The organism is Enteractinococcus fodinae (assembly GCF_031458395.1).
GTDB classification, from domain to species: Bacteria; Actinomycetota; Actinomycetes; order Actinomycetales; family Micrococcaceae; genus Yaniella; species Yaniella fodinae.
In genome coordinates, this window is the sequence record NZ_JAVDYJ010000001.1 from 2,736,441 (window position 1) to 2,759,599 (window position 23,159).

Below are 23,159 nucleotides of genomic sequence, written 5' to 3' on the forward strand. Positions count from 1 at the left end.
CAGACGCTACTTCCGTAACTTACATCACATCGAAGCGCGTTGCACCCCATGACGATTCGTGGCGTAACACATGACACCCCGAAAACATGCCACTGGGCATTCCATCGCCTTGAGGGATGAAACGCCCAGTGCTTTTGAGTTGCTAAGATCAGCGACGCTGAGGTCGTTAGACGTCTAGGTCAGAGAAGTCTTTCTTCCCGGCTTTGACCAGCCGTTCAAGCAAATCAGCGGGCTTCCAGTACTCACCAATGTTCTGTTGGAATTCACGCATTTTCGAGACAACGTGCTCCAAGCCCAGAGTGGTTGCATAGTACATCGGGCCGCCGCGGTACGCAGGGAAGCCGTAACCGCTGGTCCACACGACGTCGATATCGGAGGCACGCTGGGCAATGCCCTCGTCTAGCAGTTTTGCGCCCTCGTTGATCAGCGCCAACATGCTACGTTCTACGATTTCCTCATCGGAGACCTCGCGCCGCTGCACGCCCTTCTTCGCGGCAGCTTGTTCGATCACTTCGTCAACGTACGGATCGGGTTGCGGAGTGCGATTCCCTTCTTCGTACCGGTAGTACCCCGCGCCAGTCTTCTGACCATAGCGTCCGGCCTCGACCAAAATGGTAGAGATTTCAGAGTCCGATTCGAGCAGCACCGGGTCTGCGGTCTGTCGGAAGGTCTCTCGTCCGGCCTCGCCAATGTCGAGCCCGGCGAGGTCGCTCACGGCAAAGGGGCCCATGGCCATGCCGAAATCTGTCAGCGCAGCATCCACTTGCTGTGGCGTCGCACCGGCTTCGAGTAACAGATCAGTTTCTCGGCGGTAAGGCGAGAGCATCCGGTTACCGATGAAGCCATCGCACACCTGGGAAAGGACCGGCTGTTTCCCGATCCGCTGCCCCAACTTCATGCTGCTGACCAGCACTTCGTCGCTGGTCCGGTCTGCTTGCACCACTTCAAGCAACCGCATGACGTGCGCTGGGCTGAAGAAATGCAGGCCGATCACATTTTCCGGCTTGGTCGTCACGTCAGCGATTTTGTTGACATCCAGGCGAGAGGTGTTGGTCGCCAGAATGGTATCAGGCCGAGCAATCTGGCTGATTTCTTTGAAGACCGACTGCTTGACGTCGAGATCCTCAAAGACCGCTTCGATAATGAGGTCGACATCATTGAGTGAAGAATAGTCGGTAGCAGTCACGATGCGGTTCTTATTCTCTTCAGCTTCCGCAGCGGTCAGCCGTCCCTTTTTAGCCGAGCTCTCGTAGATGCCGGCGATGCGCTCTGTAGCTTTGTCGAGGGCTTCGGCACTTTTATCAATCAAGGTAACAGCGATGCCTGCGTTGGCCAGGGAAATGGCGATGCCGACACCCATCGTTCCGGAACCGATGACCCCGGCGGTCTTGATATCGCGGATCGGAGTATCTTTCGGGACCGAAGCGAGTTTGGGGGTCATGCGCTCGGCAAAGAACAGATACCGCAGTGCTTTCGATTCTGGGCCGTCAATTAGGTCGGCGAAAAGTGCTCGTTCCGCGTCGAGTCCAGCTTCGATCGGTAGACTCAAGGATTTTTCGACTGCGTCGATGGCAGCGAGTTCGGCGCGGCCGTTGCGTCGGTTCTTTTTCGCTTCGGCACGGGCCGCCTCAAAGTCAGCTCCGTCAGCCGCAGCGGTGGGAAGCTCGTCAAGGACGGGGTGGTCCTGCGTGCTCGAGGTTTTTTCGGCAAGGAAGGTGCGAGCTGCCTCGGCTGGATCACCAGTAAAGACGGCGTCCACGACACCCAGGTCCTTTGCTTTGGTGGCATCCAAGGAGGCGCCCTTACGAATCAGCTGCAAGGCTTTGTTCGCTCCAATGAGGCGTGGCAGCCGCTGCGTGCCGCCACCTCCGGGAATGAGCCCGAGGTTGACCTCACTCAATCCAATCGAGGCGCCCTCTTGGGCGATGCGGTAGTGACAGGCCAGCGCGAGTTCGAGTCCCCCACCCAGGGCGAAGCCATGGATGGCAGCCACCACAGGTTTTTCAGCTGCGGTAATTTGCGCAAAAATGGTGCGCAGTCCGGGTTCGGCTGTAGCGGCTGGAGTATTGAACTGCCGCACATCAGCACCACCGCTGAACCCTCGACCAGCTCCGGTAATAGCAACGCTGGTGACGGCGTCATCGGCAAATGCCTGCGCGAGGGCATCGCTGAGGCCCTTACGCGTGGTATCGCCCAGCCCATTCACTGGCGGATTCGCAATCTCGATGACCGCCACGGCATCGACGATCTCTAGGGTTACGGTCTCTGACATGGTCTGTTGTGCTGGCGATGCTGTGCTCACAGGTCCCTGTTCTCCTTGGTGTTACGTGGGTGTTGGCTGGGGTTCCGGTACCGGCCTCGACGCTAAAACCAGTGGCCGGTGATCCGAAACATCCTTTTCGACTATAGCAACATCGTGAACTATGACACATAACAGTGAAGTGGGCCACTATTGCGCTAGCCTATGTGTGGTACACACATCTTCAGGAGGTAGTAATGCGAGACGCTGTATTGGTTTCATTTGCCCGCACGCCGATTGGCCGGGCTTACCGGGGTGCTTTCAACAACACCCAATCCCAGGAACTCGCTGGGCATGCAATCCAGCATGCGGTTTCGAGAGCTGAACTTGACCCGTCTGCAGTTGACGATGTCATTCTAGGTTCGGCAGTACAGCAGGGCGCTCAGGGTGGAAACTTTGGCCGGCAGGCTGCACTACGCGCCGGACTCCCGACCACAGTTTCGGGCATGACCGTGGACCGTCAGTGCGCATCAGGCTTGATGTCGATTGTGATCGCCAACCGCATGGTCCAAGCTGGCGACGCCGATATCGTCGTGGCGGGGGGCGCCGAATCGATTTCGTTGGTGCAGAACGAGCACCAGAACAGATTCCGAGCCAAGGATGAATGGCTGGAGCACAATGTGCCGGGAATCTACCACTCGATGCTACAAACCGCCGAAACTGTAGCGGACCGGTACTCGATCTCCCGCAGCCGACAAGACGAATACGCTGCCATGTCACAAGAGCGCACCGCCGAAGCGCAGGCCGACAACCGCTTCGATCAGGAAATTGTGCCACTGCCGTCCTGTCCTTTTACAGATCCGAAGGATCCAAATAGCGAGACCAAAGAAGTCACGCTGGAACAAGATGAAGGTAACCGACCCGGAACCACGGCAGAAAAACTCTCCGGGTTGAATCCCGTGATGGCTGACCAAGTTCCACACGAAGCATCGATCACCGCCGGTAATGCCTCGCAACTTTCAGACGGTGCGGCAGCTCTGACGGTTATGTCAGCAGACGAAGCCCAAGAACGCGGCCTCAAACCACTCGGTCGCCTAGCTGGTTTTGCGACTGCAGGCGTTGCACCTGATGAAATGGGTATTGGACCTGCACTAGCAGTACCTAAGCTGCTGAAAAAGATGAACCTGGATGTCTCCGACATTGACCTGTGGGAACTCAACGAAGCATTCGCCGTCCAGGTGCTGTACTGCCAGGACGTACTCGGGATTCCGACGGAAAAATTGAACGTCGACGGTGGAGCAATTTCCATTGGCCACCCCTACGGCATGTCGGGTGCTCGCATGACCGGCCATGGCCTGCTGGCCGCAGAACGTCGTGACGTCAAGCGTGTTGTTGTCACAATGTGCATCGGCGGTGGCATGGGTGCCGCAGCGCTGTTTGAAAGGTTCTAACACGTAACGATATCTCGTCGCCCCAGCATTGAGGCGCGAGATGATCACGGAGAGCTCCTGTGGGAAAGTGCTAAGCACAGCACCGACCCAACAGGAGCTCTCTGTGTTTAACCTTTAGAAGCCTGCCTGAGGAATGCACATGGGTTAGACGTGGAACATCGTCATGCCACCATCCACAGGGATGACCGCGCCGGTCACGTAACTGGAAGCGGGCAGGGCGAGGTTCAACGTCATTTGTGCTACCTCATCGGGGCGCCCATACCGACGCATCGGGACACGTCGACGTGCGTATTTCGCTTTGGCCTCTTCTGGGTAGCGGGCCGTCATGCCCGTATCGATTGGTCCGGGGCAGACGCAGTTCGCGGTGATGCCGTGGTCAGCCAACTCAATGGCCATGCTGCGGGTAATGCCCACGACCCCTGATTTGGTCGCGGAGTAGCTAATGAGCCCACCCTGAGAGACGAGCGCTTCACTCGAGGCGATGTTGATGATGCGACCTGCATCGGATTCTTTGAGGTGCGGCAGCGCCAACCGAACAAGGCGCACATGCGCAGTGAGGTTGATGTCGAGCACCTCCTGCCAGATTTCCTCGAACTCTGCTTCTTCTTGCTCAGAAATGTTGTTGCGTCGGGAGATGCCAGCGTTATTCACCAGCGTATCGATCCCGCCGAAGCGTTCCACCGTAGCGGACACCAGATTTTTCAGATCTTCCGGCTTCCGCACATCGCACACAACAGATAATGCCTCAGCCTGCGGGAAGGCGTCGCAAAGCTCTGTCATGACCTGCTCTAACTCTTCCTCGGAGCGATCGGCGAGCACTACGCGGGCGCCTTCGGATGCGAAGAGGAGTGCCGTGGCGCGCCCCATGCCACTGGCAGCACCCGTGACCATGACGGTGGATTCGGCCACAGAACGAGAAGCGAAATTAATACTCACAAGGGATTCCTTTGCTGTTATACAGTGATGCAGATTACAATCTACCGTGCTGAGGGTGGCAATGACCTGGTGTGTTGCTGCGTGGCGCAAGTATCCCCAAGGGCAAGCCTTCCTCACCAACGCAGTCCCTCTGGTACGCGGTCACGTTTCACAGCAGGACAGCCGCACATTCATTCGCTGCGGACCGAGCGTACGGTACAGTGCTAGTTTGAGGCCGTTTTCGGCGGTAGTTCCTGCAGTTGGCAGAAGTCGTAGACGGCGAGGAAGGGCTCCGCAGTGTTCCGTAAGACAACAATGCGAACGAAGAGACGCCCCTGGGCGTTGGTCGCAGTACTCGGCTTCGCTGGGACGAGCGCTTCATTCATGCAGACCCTGGTGGTTCCGATTCAAAATCATCTTCCAGTACTAGTCGATGCCTCGCGCAGTTCAACGGCTTGGGTCTTGACGATCTCGCTGTTGGCTGCTGCAGTAACCACACCGATCTCGGGGCGGCTGGGCGATATTATTGGCAAACGCAAAGTGGCTTTGGCACTCATGTGCTTGCTAGTGGTCGGTTCTGTGATTGCCGCTGTGTCTCAGGGCTTGGGGTGGTTATTAGTTGGCCGAGCATTCCAGGGTGTCAGCATGGGGATCATCGCCGTTGGTATGTCGATCATGAGCGATCAACAGGACCCGAAGCAGCGCATTACTGGCATCGCTTTTATCAGCGCCAGTTTGGGCTTCGGTGGTGCCATCGCGCTGCCGCTGAGTGCCTGGATCGTGGAAGCCGGCGATTGGAAGCTGCTGTTCTGGTCGTCTGCCGCACTGGGGATTGTGAACCTTATTTTCATCTGGCGCGTGGTGCCGCGCTCGGTTGGCACGCAACAACGCCTCGACCTGATCGGGGCAGCCGGGCTCGCGGTGGGACTATCCGGAATTTTGATTGCTATCTCCCAGGGTCCCGTCTGGGGGTGGGTATCCACACAGACACTTGGCACCTTCTTCGGCGGAGTCGTGGTGCTCTACGTGTGGGGACTGTACCAACTTCGGACCGTCGATCCCATCGTCGACCTGAGAATTTTGGCTCGTCGCCCGCTGCTGATGGTAAATCTAGGCACGATCGCGCTGGGATTTTCGTTCTTCGTTTCGGAAGTTGCGTTTCTTCAGATCTTGGAGCTGCCGAGCGAAACCGACGCCGGGTTAGGGCTGAGCATGCTGCTGGCCAGTATCGCTCTAGTGCCCAGTGCTATTGCCATGATGGCGGTAGCACCGTTGGCAGCTCGTTTGACCAGTCGCTACGGTGGTAGGGTCGCCACCTCGATCGGGGCACTCACCGCCGCTGCCGCCTATGCGCTTACCCTCATCTGGCACGACCAGGTCTGGCACATTGTGGCATTTAGTTCTCTGTTGCTGGCCGGAGTCGCAATCGGTTACGCCGCAATACCAACGTTGGTGATTAGCGAAGTCTCTCGGGATGCCACAGGGTCTGCCACTGGCGTCAACGCCCTGATGCGCAGCATTGGCACCAGCTCCGGTGCCACCGTGACGGGCATGGTGCTGGCAGCCTACAGCGTGCCCGTAAACGGCAACGAAGTCCCAGAACCGGAGGGGTTTGTCCTCGTCTTTGTCCTGGGATTGATAGCTGCCTTGGTCAGCGCCGTACTGATCTGGTATTCCAAACGACCCCAGAAGGCGGCTGTTGAGGCGTTGTGACCGGTCACTCCCCTACTGCTTGGAGAGCTGTCCCCAGCAATTAGTCAGCTAGTGCTTCCGCTGACTGGACTGATTGGCGCAACACATTCTTTTGGATCTTGCCAATCCCTGAGCGCGGGAACGCCTCGATAATGCGCACATCCTTTGGATGCTTATATGAGGCCAGGCGATCGGCCAGATACTCTCTCACGGAGGCGAGATCTGGTGGGTTATTCGGGTCTTTGGGAATAATACAGGCCACTGGGACTTCGCCCCATTTCTCATCCGGGCGGCCGACAATGCTGACATCGGCGACATCGGGATGCCAAGCCAACACATTTTCAATCTCAGCGCAGTAGATGTTCTCTCCGCCTGAGATAATCATATCTTTGAGCCGGTCCACGACATAGATGAAGCCTTCATCATCACGCTTGACCAGGTCTCCTGAGTGAAACCAGCCGCCTCGAAAGGCTTCGTTCGTGGCCTCTTCGTTATTCCAATAACGGCTCATCACGCCTACTCCGCGGTAGACGATCTCGCCGACTTCCCCCACGGCCACGTCGTTCATGTCTGGGTCGACTACCCGCACGGACATATCATTTTCGGGCTTGCCAACCGAGCCGATTTTGCGCAACGAGTCTGCAAACTCCAGACCTACTCCGTACCCGGTCGTCTCTGTCTGCCCAAAGGAGGCTTTCACTTCGGTCCCGGGCAAGTTAGCTTTCATGCGTTCCAGGAGTTTTTCACTGGCCGGCGCCCCACCCCAGTTGGCATGCGTCAGCGCTAAGCCTTCGCCACCTACTCGCTCAATCTCCGCGCACAGCATCTGCCATTGTTGAGGCACCATGAACGCCGCGGTCACCGCGAAGCGCTTCATCGTTTCCAACGTTTGGACCGGATCGAAGCCGGTGCTAGGAACCACCAGTGAAGTACTACCACCAACAAGCGCTCCGTGACTGGCCAGGAAAGTGCCAATGTGGAACAGCGGCGGCGCGAGCATGACCACTCCCTCACCGCGACGCAGACCCCACCGACTGGCGACCTTCGACGCGCACATGGAGATACTGCCGTGCGAAATCACCGCGCCCTTTGGGTTGCCGGTGGTGCCCGAAGTGTGAATGATCGCGAAATCGTCGCCCGCCTCAGGAATGAACAGCTCAGCATCATCGAGCTTACCGGCCGGGTAAGAAGTCGCCTCGAGAAGGTCTGCTGTGTCGCAGTCGATGACCTCCGGCTGGGTGGCCGCGTTAGTCGCCGCGGCCTCTGCGAGCTCGGCTGTCTGTTGCTCGACGTACAACAGCTTCGGAGTGACGTTGTTGAGAATATAGGCAACTTCACCAGCGGCCAGGCGGAAATTGATAGGTACGGAAATCGCTCCGATTGCCGCCGCCGCAGAGGTGACAATTAGAAACTCCGGGCGGTTGGTCAGCAACAGCGCGACTCGATCGCCCTGTTCGATCCCGCGTTCTTTCAGGTTCTTTGCGCAATACCGCACCAGCTCCGCGAACGTCTCCCAGTTCATGTCATGACCATTGAAGCTCACCGCCGTAGCTTGCGGAGCTTCGTGGGCATGCCCCTCGATTCGGGCAGGAACTGATGGCGCTTGAGATAACTCGAGAGCTCTACGCTCAGCGGATGGTTTCATTGACTTCCTCACTCTTCGCAAACACTCTTAGGTGGACCGATCGATCGCTCTGATGTATGTGATGTATGACACTAGCACGTGCACGAGCACGCGCCAACCATACCGACCACACTCTTGAGGCCACGAAGAGCCGTAAGGTTTAACCAGTCCTGCACGGCACTCACCGAGAAGATCGGGTTCGATTGAATGCCGTGCAGGGGTTGGAAAGTACCGTCTAGATCAAGCGGTAGTTGACGCGGCCGTGGGCACGATACCGGGTCGGTTCGCGACCTTGTGGGGATCAGCGACAATTTCGATGAGCAGCGGGAATTTTTGCTCTTTGATGGCTTCTGCTGCGGGTTCGAGTTCTTCCATACTGGTGGCTCGAACAGCATGGGCGCCAAGGCTGCGAGCGACTTCAGCAAAGGAGGGCCATTCGAAGGTCGCCCAGTCCACTTTGCTGCCAAAGTAGTCGAGTTTGAGGTATTCGGCGCCGTAGCACTGGTCGTTGAGCACGAGCACGACTAAGGGCAGCTTATGCCGAACGGCGGTATTGAGTTCGACAAGACCCTGCATCAGACCGCCGTCCCCAACGTAGAGCCCGGTCGGTGTGTCTGGGCGGGCAGCGGCGGCCCCGACTGCGGCCGCGGTGCCTAGTCCAATGGACCCGAACGCGCCGATGTAGGCCCAGCGTTCGGGGTCAATAGTAATGTGCGGCCAGGTGGAGTAGACAAAACGCCCCACGTCGCAGACCTGCATCGCCCCTTCGGGCAGGATGTCGGAGAACCAGCTGGTGGCATCGCGCATGTCGATAAAGCCGTCGCCGGTGGTCGATTCGTAGAGATCTTTGGCTTCACGATCCGGTGCTGCGGCAATCGTCTCCATGTACGCGGCTCGCTCAGCGCCCATGTCTGCTTCTTCCAACCGGTCCAGCATGGTTTGCGCCAAGGTTTTCGCATCGGCCACAATCGCTTGGTGAGCGGGTCCGTGGCTACTGAGTGCTGCCGGGCTGATGTCAGATTGAATCAGGACGCGGTCTTTGAGCAATTCGAACTTGTCGGTGGTGAAACTATTCAGCGAGGCACCGAACGACATCACCACATCAACATCCGCCATGTAGGCCAGCGCAGGACCGTTCGACAGCGTGCCGTGGATGCCGAGATTCTCTGGCTCCCCGTCGAAGTAGTCCTTGGCCATGAGGGTGGTCATAACCGGTGCGTTGATAGCACGAGCCAGCGCGAGAATTTCTTCCCGCGCCTTCGAGACGACCGCGCCACGTCCCGCAATCAGCAGCGGACGTTTGGCAAAGGTTAGGGCGGCCAGTGCCTCGTCAACGGAATCGGCGTCTGGGCCCACCCGACGCCCTTCGACTGGGGCAATCTGCGGGGAACGGTATTCAACGTCTTTGCGCAGCAGCTGGAACGGGATATCGAGGACCACCGGGATGGAGTCTTGGGCTGCACGGGTGAAGGCTTTGTCCAGCATGCGGAGCAGTTCGCGCTCTTGCCGGACTTTCACGAATGCGGCCCCGGCGAAGCGTGCGAAGCCTTCAATGTCGACGTACTGGAAGTGCCCGTCGACTTCTGGGGGCGAGCCACCGATGAGCACCATACCGCTGCGAGACTTGACCGCTTCGGTCAGGGCGGTCAGCGTATTCGTCAACGCAGGGCCGTGGGTCACCGAAACGACCCCGACCTCACCGGTGGCGCGAGCCCAGCCGTCGGCCATCGACACCGCACCGCCCTCGAGCGCTGCAGAAATGTAGTGTCCAGATTCTCGTTCGAGGAAGGCCCCCAAATACCCTAGATTGGCATCTCCCATGAGCCCAAAAATAGGTCGTCCTGCTCTTTCCTCCGCCAGATATTTGGCGACTGCTTCGAAAACCTTCAACACATCCTCGCTTCCCTTTAAGTGTGAGCGGTCACTTCCGTGACCCGGATAAGATACTACACGAGTACTGTGAGGCGGGTCATAGCTAGAAAGGCTCTGCGGCTTCCCCCGAGCTGCATGCCCCTCCCGAGCCTCCATCGCCACAAGGCGACCGCACTGCGTGCACAAAGCACCAGCCTCGACGCTAGGAAAGGTTTCTTCCGTGGATTTCCAACTGACCGACGAACAACTAGACATACAGTCTGCTGCGCGAGAGCTTGCACGAAGCTTCCCCGATGAATATTGGGCTGCACGAGACAGCCAGAATGAATTTCCTTGGGAGTTTTACAACGCTTTCGCGGAAGGTGGTTGGCTCGGTATCGCTATCCCAGAAGACTACGGGGGCGGTGGAATGGGGATATTTGAGGCCTCGCTGCTGCTTGAAGAAATCGCCGCTTCTGGTGCCGGCATGAACGGCTGCAGCCCTATGCATCTGACCATATTTGGCCTCAATACGATCGTCAAACACGGCAGCGAAGAACTCCGGCGAGAAGTTTTACCGGCTGCAGCAGACGGCTCCCTTCACGTGTGTTTCGGCGTTACCGAACCGGATGCTGGCACAGACACCACCAGGATCTCGACTTTCGCAACACGTGTTGAAGGCGGATACGTCCTGAATGGACGGAAGGTTTGGATCACGAAAGCGGAGCAATCACAAAAGATGGTGCTCATCGCACGGACCACAAAACGCGAAGATGTGACGCGGTCTACCGACGGCATGTCGCTGTTCCTCATCGATCTGGATACCGAGCACATTCAACTCAACGCTATTCCGAAAATGGGACGCAACGCGGTTGCCTCCTACGAAGTAGCGATTGATAACTACTTCGTCCCTGACAGTGCATTAGTCGGTGAGGAGGGACAAGGCTTCAAGTACCTGCTGGACGGCCTCAACCCCGAACGCATTCTCCTTGCTCACGAAGCCTTAGGCATCGGAAGGGCAGCTTTGGAAAGCGCTTCTCAGTACGCTCAAGACCGCGTCGTTTTTGGCCGCCCTATCGGCCAGAACCAAGGGATCGCGTTTCCACTGGCCCAAGCCGCCATCAAGCTAGATGCCGCAGAACTCATGGCCCGCCAGGCAGCGTGGCGCTACGATCAAGGCCTCAGTTGTGGCAAGGAGGCCAACATGGCCAAATGGCTGTGTGCAGATGCCGGTTTCGAAGCCGCCGACAGCGCGGTCCAAACGCACGGAGGTATGGGTTATGCCAAGGAATACAACGTCGAGCGTTATTTCCGCGAATCTCGACTCCTCCGGTTAGCTCCCGTCAGCCAAGAAATGGTCCTCAACTACGTGTCAAACCACGTGCTAGACCTGCCGAAGTCCTACTAAGGAGACCACAAGGATTGCTGCCCATACTTCTAAGGCAGCAATCCTCGGATTCGTGCACTATACCTTTCGAGAGCCTCTTGATTAGCGGCGTGCGTATTGCGGCGCACGTTTTTCGAGGAACGATGCGGTAGCCTCGCTCCGGTCCTCGGTTAGAGCAGTGTAAATTTGCTGCCGGTTCTCGAATTCCACGGCTGCATCGAAGGATGAGATCTCTAACGACGCCCAGAGGCCTTCCTTGGTAAATTCCACGGAAATCGGGGCATTCTGCATAACTTGCCGCGCGGTCTCTAGCGCCCGATCCATCAGAACATCGGCCTCTACTACATCAGCCAGCAAGCCGGCCTGTTGGGCTTCAGCCGGAGTAAAGCGACGGCCAGTGAGCATCAATTCCTGTGCCCGTCCGGCACCGATGATCCGAGGCAACAACCAGGATAATCCCATATCGCAAGCTGAGAATCCGGCGCGGATGTAGCCCACGGCGAGATTTGCTTCGGGGACTGCGTAGCGGATATCTGACGCACACAGAATGGACAGACCCACTCCTGCGGTGGCGCCGTTGACGGCAGCAATCACGGGAACTCGCAGGCCTCGGATGGTCGCGACTAGGTCGGCGATTTCTTTTTGCCGTGCCATCGCCCGCGGCAGTTTACCCTGGGTCTCGATGAGCTCCTCGTCGCCGTACCCGGTGAGGTTCAGACCCGCACAAAATGCGCGGCCCTGGCCCGTCAGAATCAATGTTCGGATATCGAGATCTGCTTCGATATCCGCGAGGGCATGGTTGAGGTCGGCAACGAAGTCCACATCGACGGTGTTCATCCGCTCTGGACGGGTGAAGGTGATGCGAGCGATACCGGCTTCGGGATAATCAAGGTGAATATTTTCAGAGTTTGAGTCAAAAGAAGTCATTGATGCAGTTTAGCGAGACAAGATGCGTTGCAGAAGGGTCAGACGCTTCAAGGATGCTAAACGGACTGTATCTGGCTTAAACAACAAGAGAGCAGGCTCGTATTCGAGCCTGCTCTCTTAATTGCACTAAGACTTATCGTGTGTAGGCGATATACACATCGCAGTGCGCCTCGGATGCGACATCCCGGGCGATACTTCCCAGCACCCGACTAAATCCCTGAACTCGCTTATTACCAACGACGATCAGATCGGCATCCAGTTCTGATGCCGTGGAGACGAGAGCCTCCCCGGGCTGACCCAACGCTGCGTTCGAGGTAATCGTCAGATTGGGGAACTCCCCCCGCAGTGAATCTGCTACCCCTTTGGCTACCCGGGTGGCATTCTCAACCTGATTGATCTCCACCACGTCCCCGCCGGCACGCAGGGTTCTAACTTCCTGGTTGCCATAAGCGCTGATCACGTGGAGTTCTGCTTCATGGACATTGGCCAACTCCGCAGCCTTTCTTGCTGCAACAGCGGCCGTTTCACTTTCGTCAACACCTGTCACGATCGTATTTATCACGGTTATGCTCCCGTCGGGGTTAGCTCATGTAGCACTACTTTGGCACAGTATAGCTACTATGAAGGAGTCAAGGGAGGTGTGAGACTCACCGCGAGCGCAAGTGTGCGTCCCTTAGTTACCGGGCCCCGTCACGGATTCTGCCGCCAATTGCGGGACAAGCGCTGCCCGGAGCTGGTCAGACAATGGCCTGGATTGCTTCGTCTCGGGGTCGATGGTGACGACCGTGGCTTCGATATAGGCGCACCGAACGCCGTCCTGGCTCAAGGTGTGGCTGAAGGTAAAGGACGACGTGCCTATCCGAGAAATCCACACGTGAGCGATCAGCGCTGGCCCGTAATGGATCGGATGTTCGAATGACACGTTGAGCGCCCGGACGACCCGGGCATCAGGAACCACGCCGGTCCAGGCTTTGGTGGCCTGCACGCGCGCTTCTTCGGTCAGGGTCAAAATGCGGCTGTTATTGACGTGTTCGTTGACGTCTTGATCTGACCAGCGCACCTGCAACTCGCAGGTGAAGGCGTGCTCTGGGACCTCAGTAGGCGACATTGGCGTGCTCTCCTTGGGCTTGTCGGCTTTTGAGCCAGGCAAGGACGGCATCCCGATCCGCGCCTAATGCCGGCGGAGCTTTATCGTACCGGGCGGGCGTGCGACTGTAATCAACCGGGTGTTTGATCGTGGGCACACTGTCGTCTGGGCCGCCGGCTTCGACTATCGGGTTCAGCCCGATTTCGTCGGCGAACTCGACGCCTTCACCAATGGTCAGGATCGGGGCGCTGGCGATCTTCGCGGCCCGGAAGCGTTCGAACCACTCATCGGCGGTCGCGGTGGACAGCGCTTCTTCCAACAGTGCCCGCAGTTCTTCCCTGTGCGCATTGCGCTGGCTGTTGGTGCGGAATCGCTCGTCGTCGGCTAGCTCAGGCATGCCCAAGTGCTGAACGAGCTTTGCGAACTGGTTGTCGTTGCCGCATCCGATGATCAAATCTCGATCCGCGGTGGCGAACGGCCCGTAGGGGTACACGCTTGGGTGGTCATTGCCCAGCCGGGTTGGCACGTTGCCAGCGGCAGCATAACCAGACGTCTGATTCACCAGTCCTGACAGTGCAGAGGACAAAAGGTTCACTTCCAGATGCTGACCTTGCCCGGAGATGTCGCGTTCGCGGAGCGCCCCCAGAATACCGATCGAGGCGTGCATACCGGTCATCACGTCGAACATTGCCACTCCGGCGCGCTGCGGAGGACCGTCTTGGCTGCCGGTAATGGACATCATGCCTGACATGGCCTGAGCTAAGAGGTCGTAACCGGGCATATCGGCACCTCCGGCACTGCCAAAACCGGTGATCGAGGCGTGGACGATGCCCGGCCAGCGCTCAGCAACGGCTTCGGAGTCAAGACCGAACTTGGCCAGGCTGCCGGGCTTGAAGTTCTCCACGAAAACATCGGCCTGATCGACGATGTCATAGGCGGTTTGCAGATCCGCGGGGTCGGTCATGTCCAAGGTGATGGAATGCTTATTCCGGTTGATCGCCAAGTAATACGTGCTCACGCCGTCGCGTTCGGGCGGAGTCCACTGGCGGGTATCGTCCCCGCCGGGGCTTTCCACCTTGATGACGGTTGCACCCATATCGGCCAGCAGCATGGTGCAGTAGGGGCCAGCCAGTACGCGGCTGAAATCAGCCACGACAACTCCAGCCAGGGGGCCCTGGGGCGAATTTGGGTCCTGAGAATTCAGTGCATTGATCATAGAAACGTCCTATTCGAAGTGCTCTACCTCATAGAACCACCGGTCGCACGAACTGTCCAATACGAACTGCGGCCCGGATTGATACCCTTCCGACAATGCTGCAAGCTTGACATCTGCCTGTGGCATGGGCCACCCTAGCATTGGTAGAAGCCGAGCGTTCGCTCGGTATCGTTCGTGAGACAGGGTGGACCTTTATGACAGCAGGACAAGCACAGCAGGATCGGGAGACGACTGAGCATCTCGTGCATCCTGACGCGGTCGGCCCGCGAATAGCTGAAGCAACCGACGACGAGACCTGGCGGGATTTCACGGCAGAACTTGTTGCCGGTGGGAAGTCCAACCTCACCTTCACGTTGACCTCAGCAGGCGGACAACAGCTGATTCTGCGCAGACCGCCCACTGGAAAACTGTTGCCCAGCGCTCACGATATGGGCCGCGAAGCCCGGATCCAGCAGGGCTTGGTAGACACCGGAGTGCCGGTGGCCACCGTGGTCGTCAACGAGACCACCGGGGAAGACCTCGGAGTGCCCTATTACGTCATGGAGAAGGTGGAAGGCCACATCATCCGTGAAGAACTACCCGCCGGTTATGCCACCACGACTGACCAGAAACAGGCCATGGCCGATGAACTCATCGATGTCATGATCGAGCTACACGCGGTGGACCCGGCTGCAGTGGGCCTGGGCGATTTAGGCAAAACCGAGGGGTATCTGGAACGTCAGCTACGCCGCTGGCTGGGCCAATCGGAGAAAGCCAACGACTCGGTCCGCACCGATCGGCTACCCGAACTGGCCCACCGACTCGGACAATCCATGCCGACCTCTCCCCCGGCCCGCATTGTGCACGGGGACTACCGTATGGACAACTGCATTTTTGACGCTGAGAACCCCGGGCGCATTAAAGCGGTCCTGGATTGGGAACTCTCCACACTGGGCGACCCGATCGCTGACCTGGCTCTGAGTGTGTTGTATTGGGGCGATGCTAACGGACCCATCATGCCGCTGATCCCGGGCATTAGCCGCAGCCACGAATGGCCGGGCCCAGACCATCTGATCGAACGATACTGTTCTGCCACTGGCACCGATGCCAGCCAAATGCCCTGGTATCTGGCGTTTTCGGCGTTCAAGTTTGCGGCGATCGCCCAAGGGGTCGCCACCCGCGCCGATGCCGGCGATATGGCCGGTCAGTCCTTCGGAGATATCGCAAGCCAGATCGTAGAAATCGTTGAATACGGCCACACCACATTAGACCGCTTGCAAGGAGAATAATCCGATGCCCGAAAACGCCACCTCCGTCGCTGTCGATCCACGCACCGGAGACCTCTCCGACGATGTTCCGGTGCTGGACAGATTCCGCCTGGACCAACGGGTTGCCATCATCACCGGAGCGTCCTCGGGTCTGGGCGCCGGCTTCGCCAAAGCTCTGGCCTCAGCAGGCGCAATTGTGGTCCTAGCCGCGCGCCGACGCGAGAAGCTGGAAGCGCTGGCAGAACAGATCACGGACAATGGTGGACAGGCCACCACCGTCGAAGCTGATGTTTCTGATCCAGAGGTCTGTGCCGAACTGGTGCGTACCGTGGTGGAAACACACGGTCGCGTCGATATCCTCGTCAACAACGCGGGAATGGGCACAGCGGTACCGGCGTTGAAAGAAACCCCAGAGCAATTCCGCTCGGTGGTCGACGTCAATCTTAATGGCGCCTACTGGATGGCCAAAGAATGCGCCGCCGTGATGCAGCCCGGTTCCAGCATCGTCAACATCGCCAGCGTCTTAGGCCTGACGGCCGGATTTGCCCCGCAAGCCGCGTATTCGGCAACAAAGGCCGGCGTACTGGGACTCACCCGCGATCTCGCGGCCCAGTGGGGATCCCGACGCGGTATTCGCGTCAACGCACTGGCCCCGGGATACTTCGCTTCGGAAATGACCGACGAGATCCCTCAAGACATGCTCGAAGACATCACCTCCAACACCGTGTTCGGTCGCCTTGGCCGCCAGTACGAACTCGATAGCGCCCTGGTCTTTCTAGCCTCCGATGCCTCCTCCTTCATCACCGGCATCACACTGACCGTCGACGGCGGCATGACCATGCACTGAACCAACTCACCGTTTGGTCTCGGAAACATACTTTTCCCTATAGAAACTCAGCCACTTCAACCACCTTAGGAATACTGATGGATTTCACCCCGAGTGCACGCACCCAAGAGCTCTCCGAGACCATGTGGGACTTCATGCGAGAAAAGGTGTTCCCCGCCGAACCGGTCGTCGCGGAATACCAACGGACCCACGGCGAGCACGCCTACGCTCCGATCATGGAAGACCTCAAAGAAGAGGCTCGTCGCCGCGGGTTGTGGAACCTGTTCCTGCCTGAATGGTCCGGCATCTCGAACCTCGAATACGCTCCGATCGCCGAAATTTCCGGGTGGTCCGTCGTCATTGGCCCCGAAGCGATCAACTGCCAGGCTCCCGACACCGGAAACATGGAAACCTTACATTTATTCGGCACCGACGAGCAGAAGGCCCGGTGGCTTGAGCCGCTCAAAGAAGGCAAGATTCGTTCCGCTTACGCCATGACCGAGCCCGATGTGGCCTCCTCGGATGCCACCAATGTGCAGCTGAGCATTGAGCGTCAGGGCGACGAGTACGTGATCAACGGGCGCAAATGGTGGATCAGCGGGGTCGCTGACACTCGTTGTGAAATCTTCATTGTGATGGGTAAGACCGACCCCGAGGCCGAGACCCACCGCCAGCAGTCGATGGTGCTCGTCCCCCGCGACACCCCCGGCTTAGAGATCAAACGCCACCTGCCATTGTTCGGCTATCAGGACCAGCACGGACACTCGGAACTCGTGTTCCGCGATGTCCGCGTGCCGGTCGAGAACCTGTTGGGCGAAGAAGGTGGCGGCTTCGCGATCGCACAAGCTCGTCTCGGCCCCGGCCGTATCCACCACGCGATGCGAGCGATCGGCATGGCCGAACGCGCACTGGCCCTGATGGTCGATCGAGCCAAATCTCGGAATGCCTTCGGAGGACCACTGGCAGATCAGGGCGTCGTACAAGAACACATCGCGAACTCGCGAATCGAAATTGACCAAGCACGCCTGCAGGTACTGCACTGCGCGTGGATGATCGACACCGTCGGCGCCAAGGATGCCCGCTTTGAAATCTCGGCGATCAAGGTCATCGCCCCGCAGGTCGCCTGCGCGGTGATCGATCGCGCGATCGAGATCTTCGGAGCAGCTGGGGTCTCCGATGACACCCCGCTGGCATACTTCTACGCGTGGGCCCGCGCACTGCGCATCGTCGATGGACCCGATGCAGTACACCGCCGCACCGTTGCCAGAGGTGAACTGCGCCGCACACCTCCGTATGTAGGTTAAGGCGACGGAAACCCGAGCCGCCGAACGCTCACGCCCAGGTGAAACGAGAAAACATCCCCGCCTCCGAGTACTCGTGGGGCGGGGTTTTTCTGCCTCAGACTCTTGACCAGAGCCCAAATGAGTGAGACGCTAATCACACACCACTCGACCGATCACTCGATCGGCTGTGGTCTGTTAAGAACTTACACTTTGCATACAGAGGAGTCTGTCATGACCGCAGAAACTGTACCTACCATGCATGAATTACTCGGCGAGGACACCCCAAAGAACTGGGGGAAGTGGGGCGATGATGATGAACTCGGTGCCCTGAACTACCTGGATGCCTCGCAGGTGCTCCGAGGCGTCCAATACGTCAAGAGCGGTGAAGTTTTCACCCTGCAGATCCCCATGGGTCACCCGCACGGTGACCCCGTCTTCCCGGGGCGACAGAGCATTAAGCGGGAAAATGTGCTCGATGAATCATCGTGGGATCCTGGCAAGGAGAGCGCACCGGAGTTTCCCGGCGGCCTCCACTACTCGGACGACAAAGCCGAGATCTTCCTGCAAGGTTCGACCCAGTATGACGCCCTCGGGCACGTGTGGTACGACGGTCAAATTTGGAACGGCTATGATGCTCGCAGCACCGTGGGTGGCAATAAAAAGGCCTCGGTCCAGCCCATTGCCGAACGCGGTGTCGCCGGGCGCGGAGTCTTGATCGATATGGCACGGCATCGCGGCAAGAAATGGTTAGATAAGGGTGAAACCTTTGACCACAACGATCTCGAGGAAGCTGCCAAAGCGCAGGGCGTGGAGCTTGAGCAACGCGACATCCTGCTGATCCGCACCGGCTTTCTGACTTACTTCTATTCTGTACCCAACGAAGAGTTCTATGACGGCTTCATGGAGCCGGGACTGACCTACTCTCGGGAACTCGTCGACTGGTTTAACGATCGCGAAATCCCCAACCTGGTGACAGATACCATCGCAAACGAAGTCACGTATGAACCTAAGTCCGGCGTGGCTCTGCCGCTGCACTGCGCCCTGATGCGCAACCTCGGGGTTGTGCTGACGGAAATCTGTGACCTCGATAAACTCGCTGAGGCGTGTGCGGCTGACGGCCGATGGGACTTCCTCTACACCGCGGCACCGCTGAACATCGTCGAGGGCACCGGCGCACCCGTCAACCCAGTGGTTTTGCGGTGATCGCATGAGTATTTACGACGAGAAGGTGTGGCTGGCCCAATATCCCGATCCGACCAAAACATCGTTAGACATCGAATTCGACTCGGCACTCGAGATGTTCGCTGCCACGGTTGACAGAGACCCCGAAGCTGACCTCATTCGCTATTACGACGGTCGCATCAGCGCCCGGGAACTTGATGAACTCAGCGACGCGTTCGCTGCCGGGATCCTTGAACATGGATTTCAAGCCGGCGAGCGCGTGGTCATCTTCGCTCAGAACATTCCACAATTCGTCATCGCTCAAGTCGGCACGTGGAAAGCCGGTGGGATCGCAGTATCGGCCAATCCGATGTACCGCAGCCGTGAACTCACGGAGATACTGCAAGACTCCGGTGCGACCGTCCTGGTTTCCATGCAGGATTTATACCAGAATGTCGCACGCGAGGTCGTACCCAACACCCAAGTGCGCACCGTGGTCACCACTTCTGAGCTCGAATACCAGAGCCTCAATCGTGGTCCACTGGCCAACGTTGAGGTCATCGACTGCCCGGACACCATCGACATGGCCAATCTCTTGGCAGAAAATCGCGGCCAGCGCCCACCGGCGGCTGAACTGGGTCCAGACTCGATCGCGTTTCTGACCTACACCTCAGGCACCACCGGACCGCCCAAAGGGGCCATGACCACGCATCGGAACGTGGTCTTCAACGCGCAAACGTACCGCGAGTGGGTAGAACTCGACAGCGATGATGTCATCCTCGGGGTGGCTCCGCTATTTCACATCACCGGACTGATCGCACACATCGCCGCAACACTGCTGACCGGAGCACCGTTAGCACTGATGTGTCGGATGGAGCCGCAAGAAACCATCCGCACGATTGAAGAGCAGGGCGCGACCTTCACCGCCGGCTCGATCACCGTGTTTATTGCGCTGATGAATGTTCCGGACGTGAAGCCCGAGTCGCTCAAAACATTGACGAAAATCTATTCCGGCGGAGCACCAATCCCGCCGAGTACGATTATCGCGTTTGAAAAGATGTTCGATCATTACATCCATAACATTTATGGACTGACCGAAACTACCTCACCCTCGCACGGGGTGCCCTATGGCGTGCGCGCCCCAGTCGACGAGGTCACCGGTGCTACCTCGGTGGGGGTTCCGGTGTACGACACAGTCGTCCGGATCGTCGATGAACAAGGCCACGACTTGCCTGCCGGGGAGATCGGTGAACTGGTCACCGAAGGACCCCAGGTGGTGGCTGGATATTGGAACAAGCCTGAAGCCACCGCCAAAGACCTCCCGGAAGGCACGCGCTATCGGCGGATGCATACCGGTGATGTCGGGTACATGGACAAAGACGGTTGGTTCTATATCATCGACCGCAAGAAGGACCAGATCAATGCCGCCGGCTATAAGATCTGGCCGCGCGAAGTCGAAGACGTATTGTACGAACACGAAGCGGTGCTGGAAGCTGCGGTTATCGGCGTACCCGATGCCTACCGCGGTGAGACGGTCAAAGCCTTCGTAAGCGTACGTTCTGGCGCGACGGTGACCGAAGCCGAACTCATCGAGCACTGCAAAGAACGGATGGCCGCCTACAAGTATCCACGCTCGGTCGAGATCCTGCCCGAACTCCCTAAAACGGCCACTGGCAAGCTCCTGCGACGCCAGCTTCGCGACACGGCAAAGGACTCAGCTTGAGCTTCAATAACAAAGTAGCCGTCATCACCGGTGGTGGCGGGGGCATCGGTAGCGCTCTCGCCGCCGCCCTGGCGCGTCAAGGTGCCAAAGTGGTTGTCTCTGACCTCCAGCCCAGCGCCGTGGAAACCGTAGTGGAGGCGATTAATGACAGTCATCCGAATGCTGCACTAGCCGTAGTGGCCGATGCTGCCGCCACGACGGATATCACTCGGTTGGTCGAACAGGCCGAGAACGCCTTTGGGCCGGTGGATATGTTCTTCGCCAATGCCGGGGTGGCTGGTGAGCCCGGTTTGCACGCATCAGACGAGTCCTGGGACACCGCGTTTGAAGTCAACATTCGCGCCCATGTGCGAGCGGCACAGGTCATGATCCCCCGGTGGTTAGAGCGCGGCGAAGGGTACTTTATTAGCACAGCTTCTGCTGCCGGACTACTGACCCAGATCGGGATGCCCGCGTATTCCGTGACGAAACATGCAGCGTTAGGTTTTGCCGAGTGGTTATCGGTCACCTATGGCGACCAAGGTATTCGCGTGAGCTGCTTGTGTCCTATGGCCGTTGAGACTCCCCTCTTACGTGCAGGCGAACAGCTCGGCGATGAGATCGGGACGATGGCCACCCGGTCGGTGACCTCCGCCGGAGAGATCCTCGACCCCACTGTGGTGGCCGACGTGGTACTCGAAGCGCTCGAAGAGGAACGGTTCCTCATTTTGCCGCACCCAGAAGTCCTGGATATGCACCAGCGCAAAGGGGCCGACTACGACCGTTGGCTGAGCGGAATGCGACGATACCAGAACACGCTAGCGAAAGCCGGCCAACGTACGGTGAGCTAGCTTTTGCAAAGCAGCCACACGAGCTTTCCTGGTTTCCGATCTCAGTCGCGCATCCGAACGAGAATGTGCGACTGAGACCGCTCATTGCTGCGCCGCCATTGCTGATTCTTTCTTTAAAATGAGGCGCCCGCGTGTAGTTGAATGTGAGTTCATGTTAGGTTACGCTCGAACTGGTTTGAGTGAAATACATCACATAACCGCTCGCGGCAAATCAGCCTGACTCTTCCGGGGCGAGCACGGAGATACCTCCGGTGCGCTACGCGAGTGGGATCACCGATCAAAGGAGAATATATGACACGAAAACGACTGTATGGATCGGTCGGCGCCGCGCTCTCATCTCTTATGCTGCTCACGGCCTGCGCAGGAGCTGTAGGCGATACGAATGCCAGTGCTCAGGGAGAAGGGTTTGAATACGGTGCCTCGCAGGAGGAGGTAGATGCGGTCATTGAGGACTTGGAACCTGTAACCCTTGTGTATCAGCCGAGCGCAAGCTCTCCGAATAAGCCATCCGCCGTGACCGGCATGTCATTCAAAGAGGCAGTGGAGGAACGGTCCGGAGGCAAGATCACGCTGGATATGGTCTGGGGACAGGCCATCGCGGGATACCCTGAGATTGATGACGCCTTGGCCGATGGGCGGATCGATATCTCTTATCATGTACCGATCTACGATCCAGCGGCGTACCCCACTATCGACGCATATAACAAGCTAACGCAGTATTCTAGTGCGGACCCACTGACCGGCGAAGCGATTTCCCAGGCGATGATGAGTGAATTGGCCTGGAACAACGACCAGCTCATGCAGGAGTATGAAGAAAAGGGTCTCACGCCGTTATCGCCGCTGTTATCCTCAGGCGATTACTGGATGGCTTGCAACTCTCCGGGGGTGGCCATGGAGGATTGGAATGGGCGTCAGCTCCGCATCGGAGGGACTGCTCAAACGACGATTACTGAAAGCATTGGCGCATCGCCGGTCTCCATGGAATACGGTGAGACCTTCGAAGCCCTGCAGCGCGGGACTGTCGATTGCACCTTCGTGCAAGCACAGGTTGCTGGATCAACCGGCATACTCGAGGTGGCTCCCCACGTTTCGCTATTTAGCGAGGGTCGGATGACCGGTGGGGCGACAGCCGCCCATGTCGCTGGAGCCAGCTTTAAAGAGCTGCCCCTGGCTTACCAACAGATCATCTTCGACGCCGAAGTTGATCTGTTCCACGGACAATTAGCCAATACCTTGGACTCGGGAGTCGCATCAGTCATCGACGCCCGAGAGGCTGGCGGCGGCTTCACCGCGATCGATCCCGAAGTCGAAGCACGCATGTCCGAGGTACAAGAAGAACTCGTTGACGATCTCATCGCCGACGGCGTGCTTGATGAAGATGTCCGGGACGAACTGCAAGCATCGGCTGAGAAATGGACCGAGATTGTAGAGGAGCTCGGTTACACAGACGGGGGCGAGCTGTCTGAACTTGACGAATGGTACGAGCCCGGCGAGGTGGACTTCCGCCCACTGGGCGAGCGGGTATTCGAAGAAGCCGCTCTACAGCACCGACCCGAATAACCGCACTGTCGCGGGGCGCAACGGATTGGAGGACCATCAGCATGCTGATGGTCCTCCAATCTTTCGATTATGCAGCCGGGTGGCGAGTATATCTTTGTAGCGCAGGTGCACCCCTCACCCAGTGCTAGCTTTCAGCTGGG

General features: G+C 58.2%; 18 protein-coding genes. 10 read left to right on the forward strand and 8 right to left on the reverse strand.

What is annotated here, in order from left to right:
• Positions 1-166: 166 nt before the first annotated feature.
• The gene (locus tag J2S62_RS12835; RefSeq protein WP_310175367.1) at positions 167-2,302 is read right to left on the reverse strand and encodes a 3-hydroxyacyl-CoA dehydrogenase NAD-binding domain-containing protein; all 2,136 of its coding nucleotides are present in this window, start codon (positions 2,300-2,302) and stop codon (positions 167-169) included.
• A gap of 194 nt (positions 2,303-2,496) precedes the next feature.
• On the opposite strand from J2S62_RS12835, the gene J2S62_RS12840 reads away from it, so the two are divergent.
• Positions 2,497-3,690, forward strand: a complete 1,194-nt coding sequence (locus J2S62_RS12840) for an acetyl-CoA C-acyltransferase (protein ID WP_310175369.1) — start codon at positions 2,497-2,499, stop codon at positions 3,688-3,690.
• Positions 3,691-3,834: 144 nt separating this feature from the next.
• Here J2S62_RS12840 and J2S62_RS12845 read toward each other — a convergent pair whose 3' ends face one another.
• Positions 3,835-4,626 carry an SDR family NAD(P)-dependent oxidoreductase gene (locus J2S62_RS12845; protein WP_310175371.1) on the reverse strand — a complete coding sequence of 264 codons (792 nt, stop codon included), beginning with the start codon at positions 4,624-4,626 and terminating at the stop codon, positions 3,835-3,837.
• A gap of 294 nt (positions 4,627-4,920) precedes the next feature.
• On the opposite strand from J2S62_RS12845, the gene J2S62_RS12850 reads away from it, so the two are divergent.
• Entirely contained in the window at positions 4,921-6,318 is a 1,398-nt protein-coding gene (locus tag J2S62_RS12850) for an MFS transporter (RefSeq protein ID WP_310175373.1), read from the forward strand.
• A gap of 40 nt (positions 6,319-6,358) precedes the next feature.
• On the opposite strand, the gene J2S62_RS12855 is transcribed toward J2S62_RS12850, so the two are convergent.
• Together J2S62_RS12855 and J2S62_RS12860 are read right to left on the reverse strand one after the other, a co-directional pair.
• Positions 6,359-7,942: an AMP-binding protein gene (locus J2S62_RS12855; protein WP_310175375.1), complete on the reverse strand. Its 1,584-nt coding sequence runs from the start codon at positions 7,940-7,942 to the stop codon at positions 6,359-6,361.
• 219 nt (positions 7,943-8,161) lie between these two features.
• Positions 8,162-9,814, reverse strand: coding sequence for a thiamine pyrophosphate-binding protein (locus tag J2S62_RS12860; protein WP_310175377.1), 1,653 nt, complete (start codon positions 9,812-9,814; stop codon positions 8,162-8,164).
• Positions 9,815-10,013: 199 nt separating this feature from the next.
• On the opposite strand from J2S62_RS12860, the gene J2S62_RS12865 reads away from it, so the two are divergent.
• Positions 10,014-11,180 carry an acyl-CoA dehydrogenase family protein gene (locus tag J2S62_RS12865; protein WP_310175380.1) on the forward strand — a complete coding sequence of 389 codons (1,167 nt, stop codon included), beginning with the start codon at positions 10,014-10,016 and terminating at the stop codon, positions 11,178-11,180.
• 81 nt (positions 11,181-11,261) lie between these two features.
• Here J2S62_RS12865 and J2S62_RS12870 read toward each other — a convergent pair whose 3' ends face one another.
• The 4 genes from J2S62_RS12870 to J2S62_RS12885 form a co-directional block, all read right to left on the reverse strand.
• Positions 11,262-12,086 carry an enoyl-CoA hydratase/isomerase family protein gene (locus tag J2S62_RS12870; RefSeq protein WP_310175382.1) on the reverse strand — a complete coding sequence of 275 codons (825 nt, stop codon included), beginning with the start codon at positions 12,084-12,086 and terminating at the stop codon, positions 11,262-11,264.
• Between the two features lie 133 nt (positions 12,087-12,219).
• Positions 12,220-12,648 (reverse strand): universal stress protein, encoded by a 429-nt coding sequence (locus J2S62_RS12875; RefSeq protein ID WP_310175385.1) that lies wholly within the window; start codon positions 12,646-12,648, stop codon positions 12,220-12,222.
• Positions 12,649-12,759: 111 nt separating this feature from the next.
• Complete coding sequence (locus J2S62_RS12880) at positions 12,760-13,194, reverse strand: acyl-CoA thioesterase (RefSeq protein WP_310175387.1); 435 nt, start codon at positions 13,192-13,194, stop codon at positions 12,760-12,762.
• Complete coding sequence (locus J2S62_RS12885; RefSeq protein ID WP_310175389.1) at positions 13,181-14,389, reverse strand: CaiB/BaiF CoA transferase family protein; 1,209 nt, start codon at positions 14,387-14,389, stop codon at positions 13,181-13,183. The genes J2S62_RS12880 and J2S62_RS12885 overlap by 14 nt, the downstream gene beginning before the upstream one ends.
• Before the next feature lie 194 nt (positions 14,390-14,583).
• Between J2S62_RS12885 and J2S62_RS12890 the strand changes: the two genes are divergently transcribed.
• From J2S62_RS12890 to J2S62_RS12920, 7 genes are all read left to right on the forward strand, one after another.
• Positions 14,584-15,657, forward strand: a complete 1,074-nt coding sequence (locus J2S62_RS12890) for a phosphotransferase family protein (RefSeq protein WP_310175391.1) — start codon at positions 14,584-14,586, stop codon at positions 15,655-15,657.
• 4 nt (positions 15,658-15,661) lie between these two features.
• Positions 15,662-16,483: an SDR family NAD(P)-dependent oxidoreductase gene (locus tag J2S62_RS12895; protein WP_310175393.1), complete on the forward strand. Its 822-nt coding sequence runs from the start codon at positions 15,662-15,664 to the stop codon at positions 16,481-16,483.
• Positions 16,484-16,560: 77 nt separating this feature from the next.
• On the forward strand, positions 16,561-17,766 hold the full coding sequence (locus J2S62_RS12900; RefSeq protein ID WP_310175395.1) for an acyl-CoA dehydrogenase family protein: 1,206 nt from the start codon (positions 16,561-16,563) through the stop codon (positions 17,764-17,766).
• A 210-nt stretch (positions 17,767-17,976) separates the two neighbouring features.
• Positions 17,977-18,948, forward strand: a complete 972-nt coding sequence (locus J2S62_RS12905; protein ID WP_310175398.1) for a cyclase family protein — start codon at positions 17,977-17,979, stop codon at positions 18,946-18,948.
• 4 nt (positions 18,949-18,952) lie between these two features.
• Positions 18,953-20,629 (forward strand): class I adenylate-forming enzyme family protein, encoded by a 1,677-nt coding sequence (locus tag J2S62_RS12910; RefSeq protein WP_310175400.1) that lies wholly within the window; start codon positions 18,953-18,955, stop codon positions 20,627-20,629.
• The gene (locus J2S62_RS12915; protein WP_310175402.1) at positions 20,626-21,459 is read left to right on the forward strand and encodes an SDR family oxidoreductase; all 834 of its coding nucleotides are present in this window, start codon (positions 20,626-20,628) and stop codon (positions 21,457-21,459) included. The genes J2S62_RS12910 and J2S62_RS12915 overlap by 4 nt, the downstream gene beginning before the upstream one ends.
• 291 nt (positions 21,460-21,750) lie before the next feature.
• Positions 21,751-23,019, forward strand: a complete 1,269-nt coding sequence (locus tag J2S62_RS12920) for a type 2 periplasmic-binding domain-containing protein (RefSeq protein ID WP_310175404.1) — start codon at positions 21,751-21,753, stop codon at positions 23,017-23,019.
• Positions 23,020-23,159: the final 140 nt, after the last annotated feature.

Coding starts and splice junctions, on each gene's coding strand:
- J2S62_RS12840 (WP_310175369.1), top strand. CDS start 2,497: ATGCGAGACGCTGTATTGGTTTCATTTGCCCGCACGCCGATTGGCCGG.
- J2S62_RS12850 (WP_310175373.1), top strand. CDS start 4,921: ATGCGAACGAAGAGACGCCCCTGGGCGTTGGTCGCAGTACTCGGCTTC.
- J2S62_RS12855 (WP_310175375.1), bottom strand. CDS start 7,942: ATGAAACCATCCGCTGAGCGTAGAGCTCTCGAGTTATCTCAAGCGCCA.
- J2S62_RS12870 (WP_310175382.1), bottom strand. CDS start 12,086: ATGACTTCTTTTGACTCAAACTCTGAAAATATTCACCTTGATTATCCC.
- J2S62_RS12880 (WP_310175387.1), bottom strand. CDS start 13,194: ATGTCGCCTACTGAGGTCCCAGAGCACGCCTTCACCTGCGAGTTGCAG.
- J2S62_RS12885 (WP_310175389.1), bottom strand. CDS start 14,389: ATGATCAATGCACTGAATTCTCAGGACCCAAATTCGCCCCAGGGCCCC.
- J2S62_RS12890 (WP_310175391.1), top strand. CDS start 14,584: ATGACAGCAGGACAAGCACAGCAGGATCGGGAGACGACTGAGCATCTC.
- J2S62_RS12895 (WP_310175393.1), top strand. CDS start 15,662: ATGCCCGAAAACGCCACCTCCGTCGCTGTCGATCCACGCACCGGAGAC.
- J2S62_RS12900 (WP_310175395.1), top strand. CDS start 16,561: ATGGATTTCACCCCGAGTGCACGCACCCAAGAGCTCTCCGAGACCATG.
- J2S62_RS12905 (WP_310175398.1), top strand. CDS start 17,977: ATGACCGCAGAAACTGTACCTACCATGCATGAATTACTCGGCGAGGAC.
- J2S62_RS12910 (WP_310175400.1), top strand. CDS start 18,953: ATGAGTATTTACGACGAGAAGGTGTGGCTGGCCCAATATCCCGATCCG.
- J2S62_RS12920 (WP_310175404.1), top strand. CDS start 21,751: ATGACACGAAAACGACTGTATGGATCGGTCGGCGCCGCGCTCTCATCT.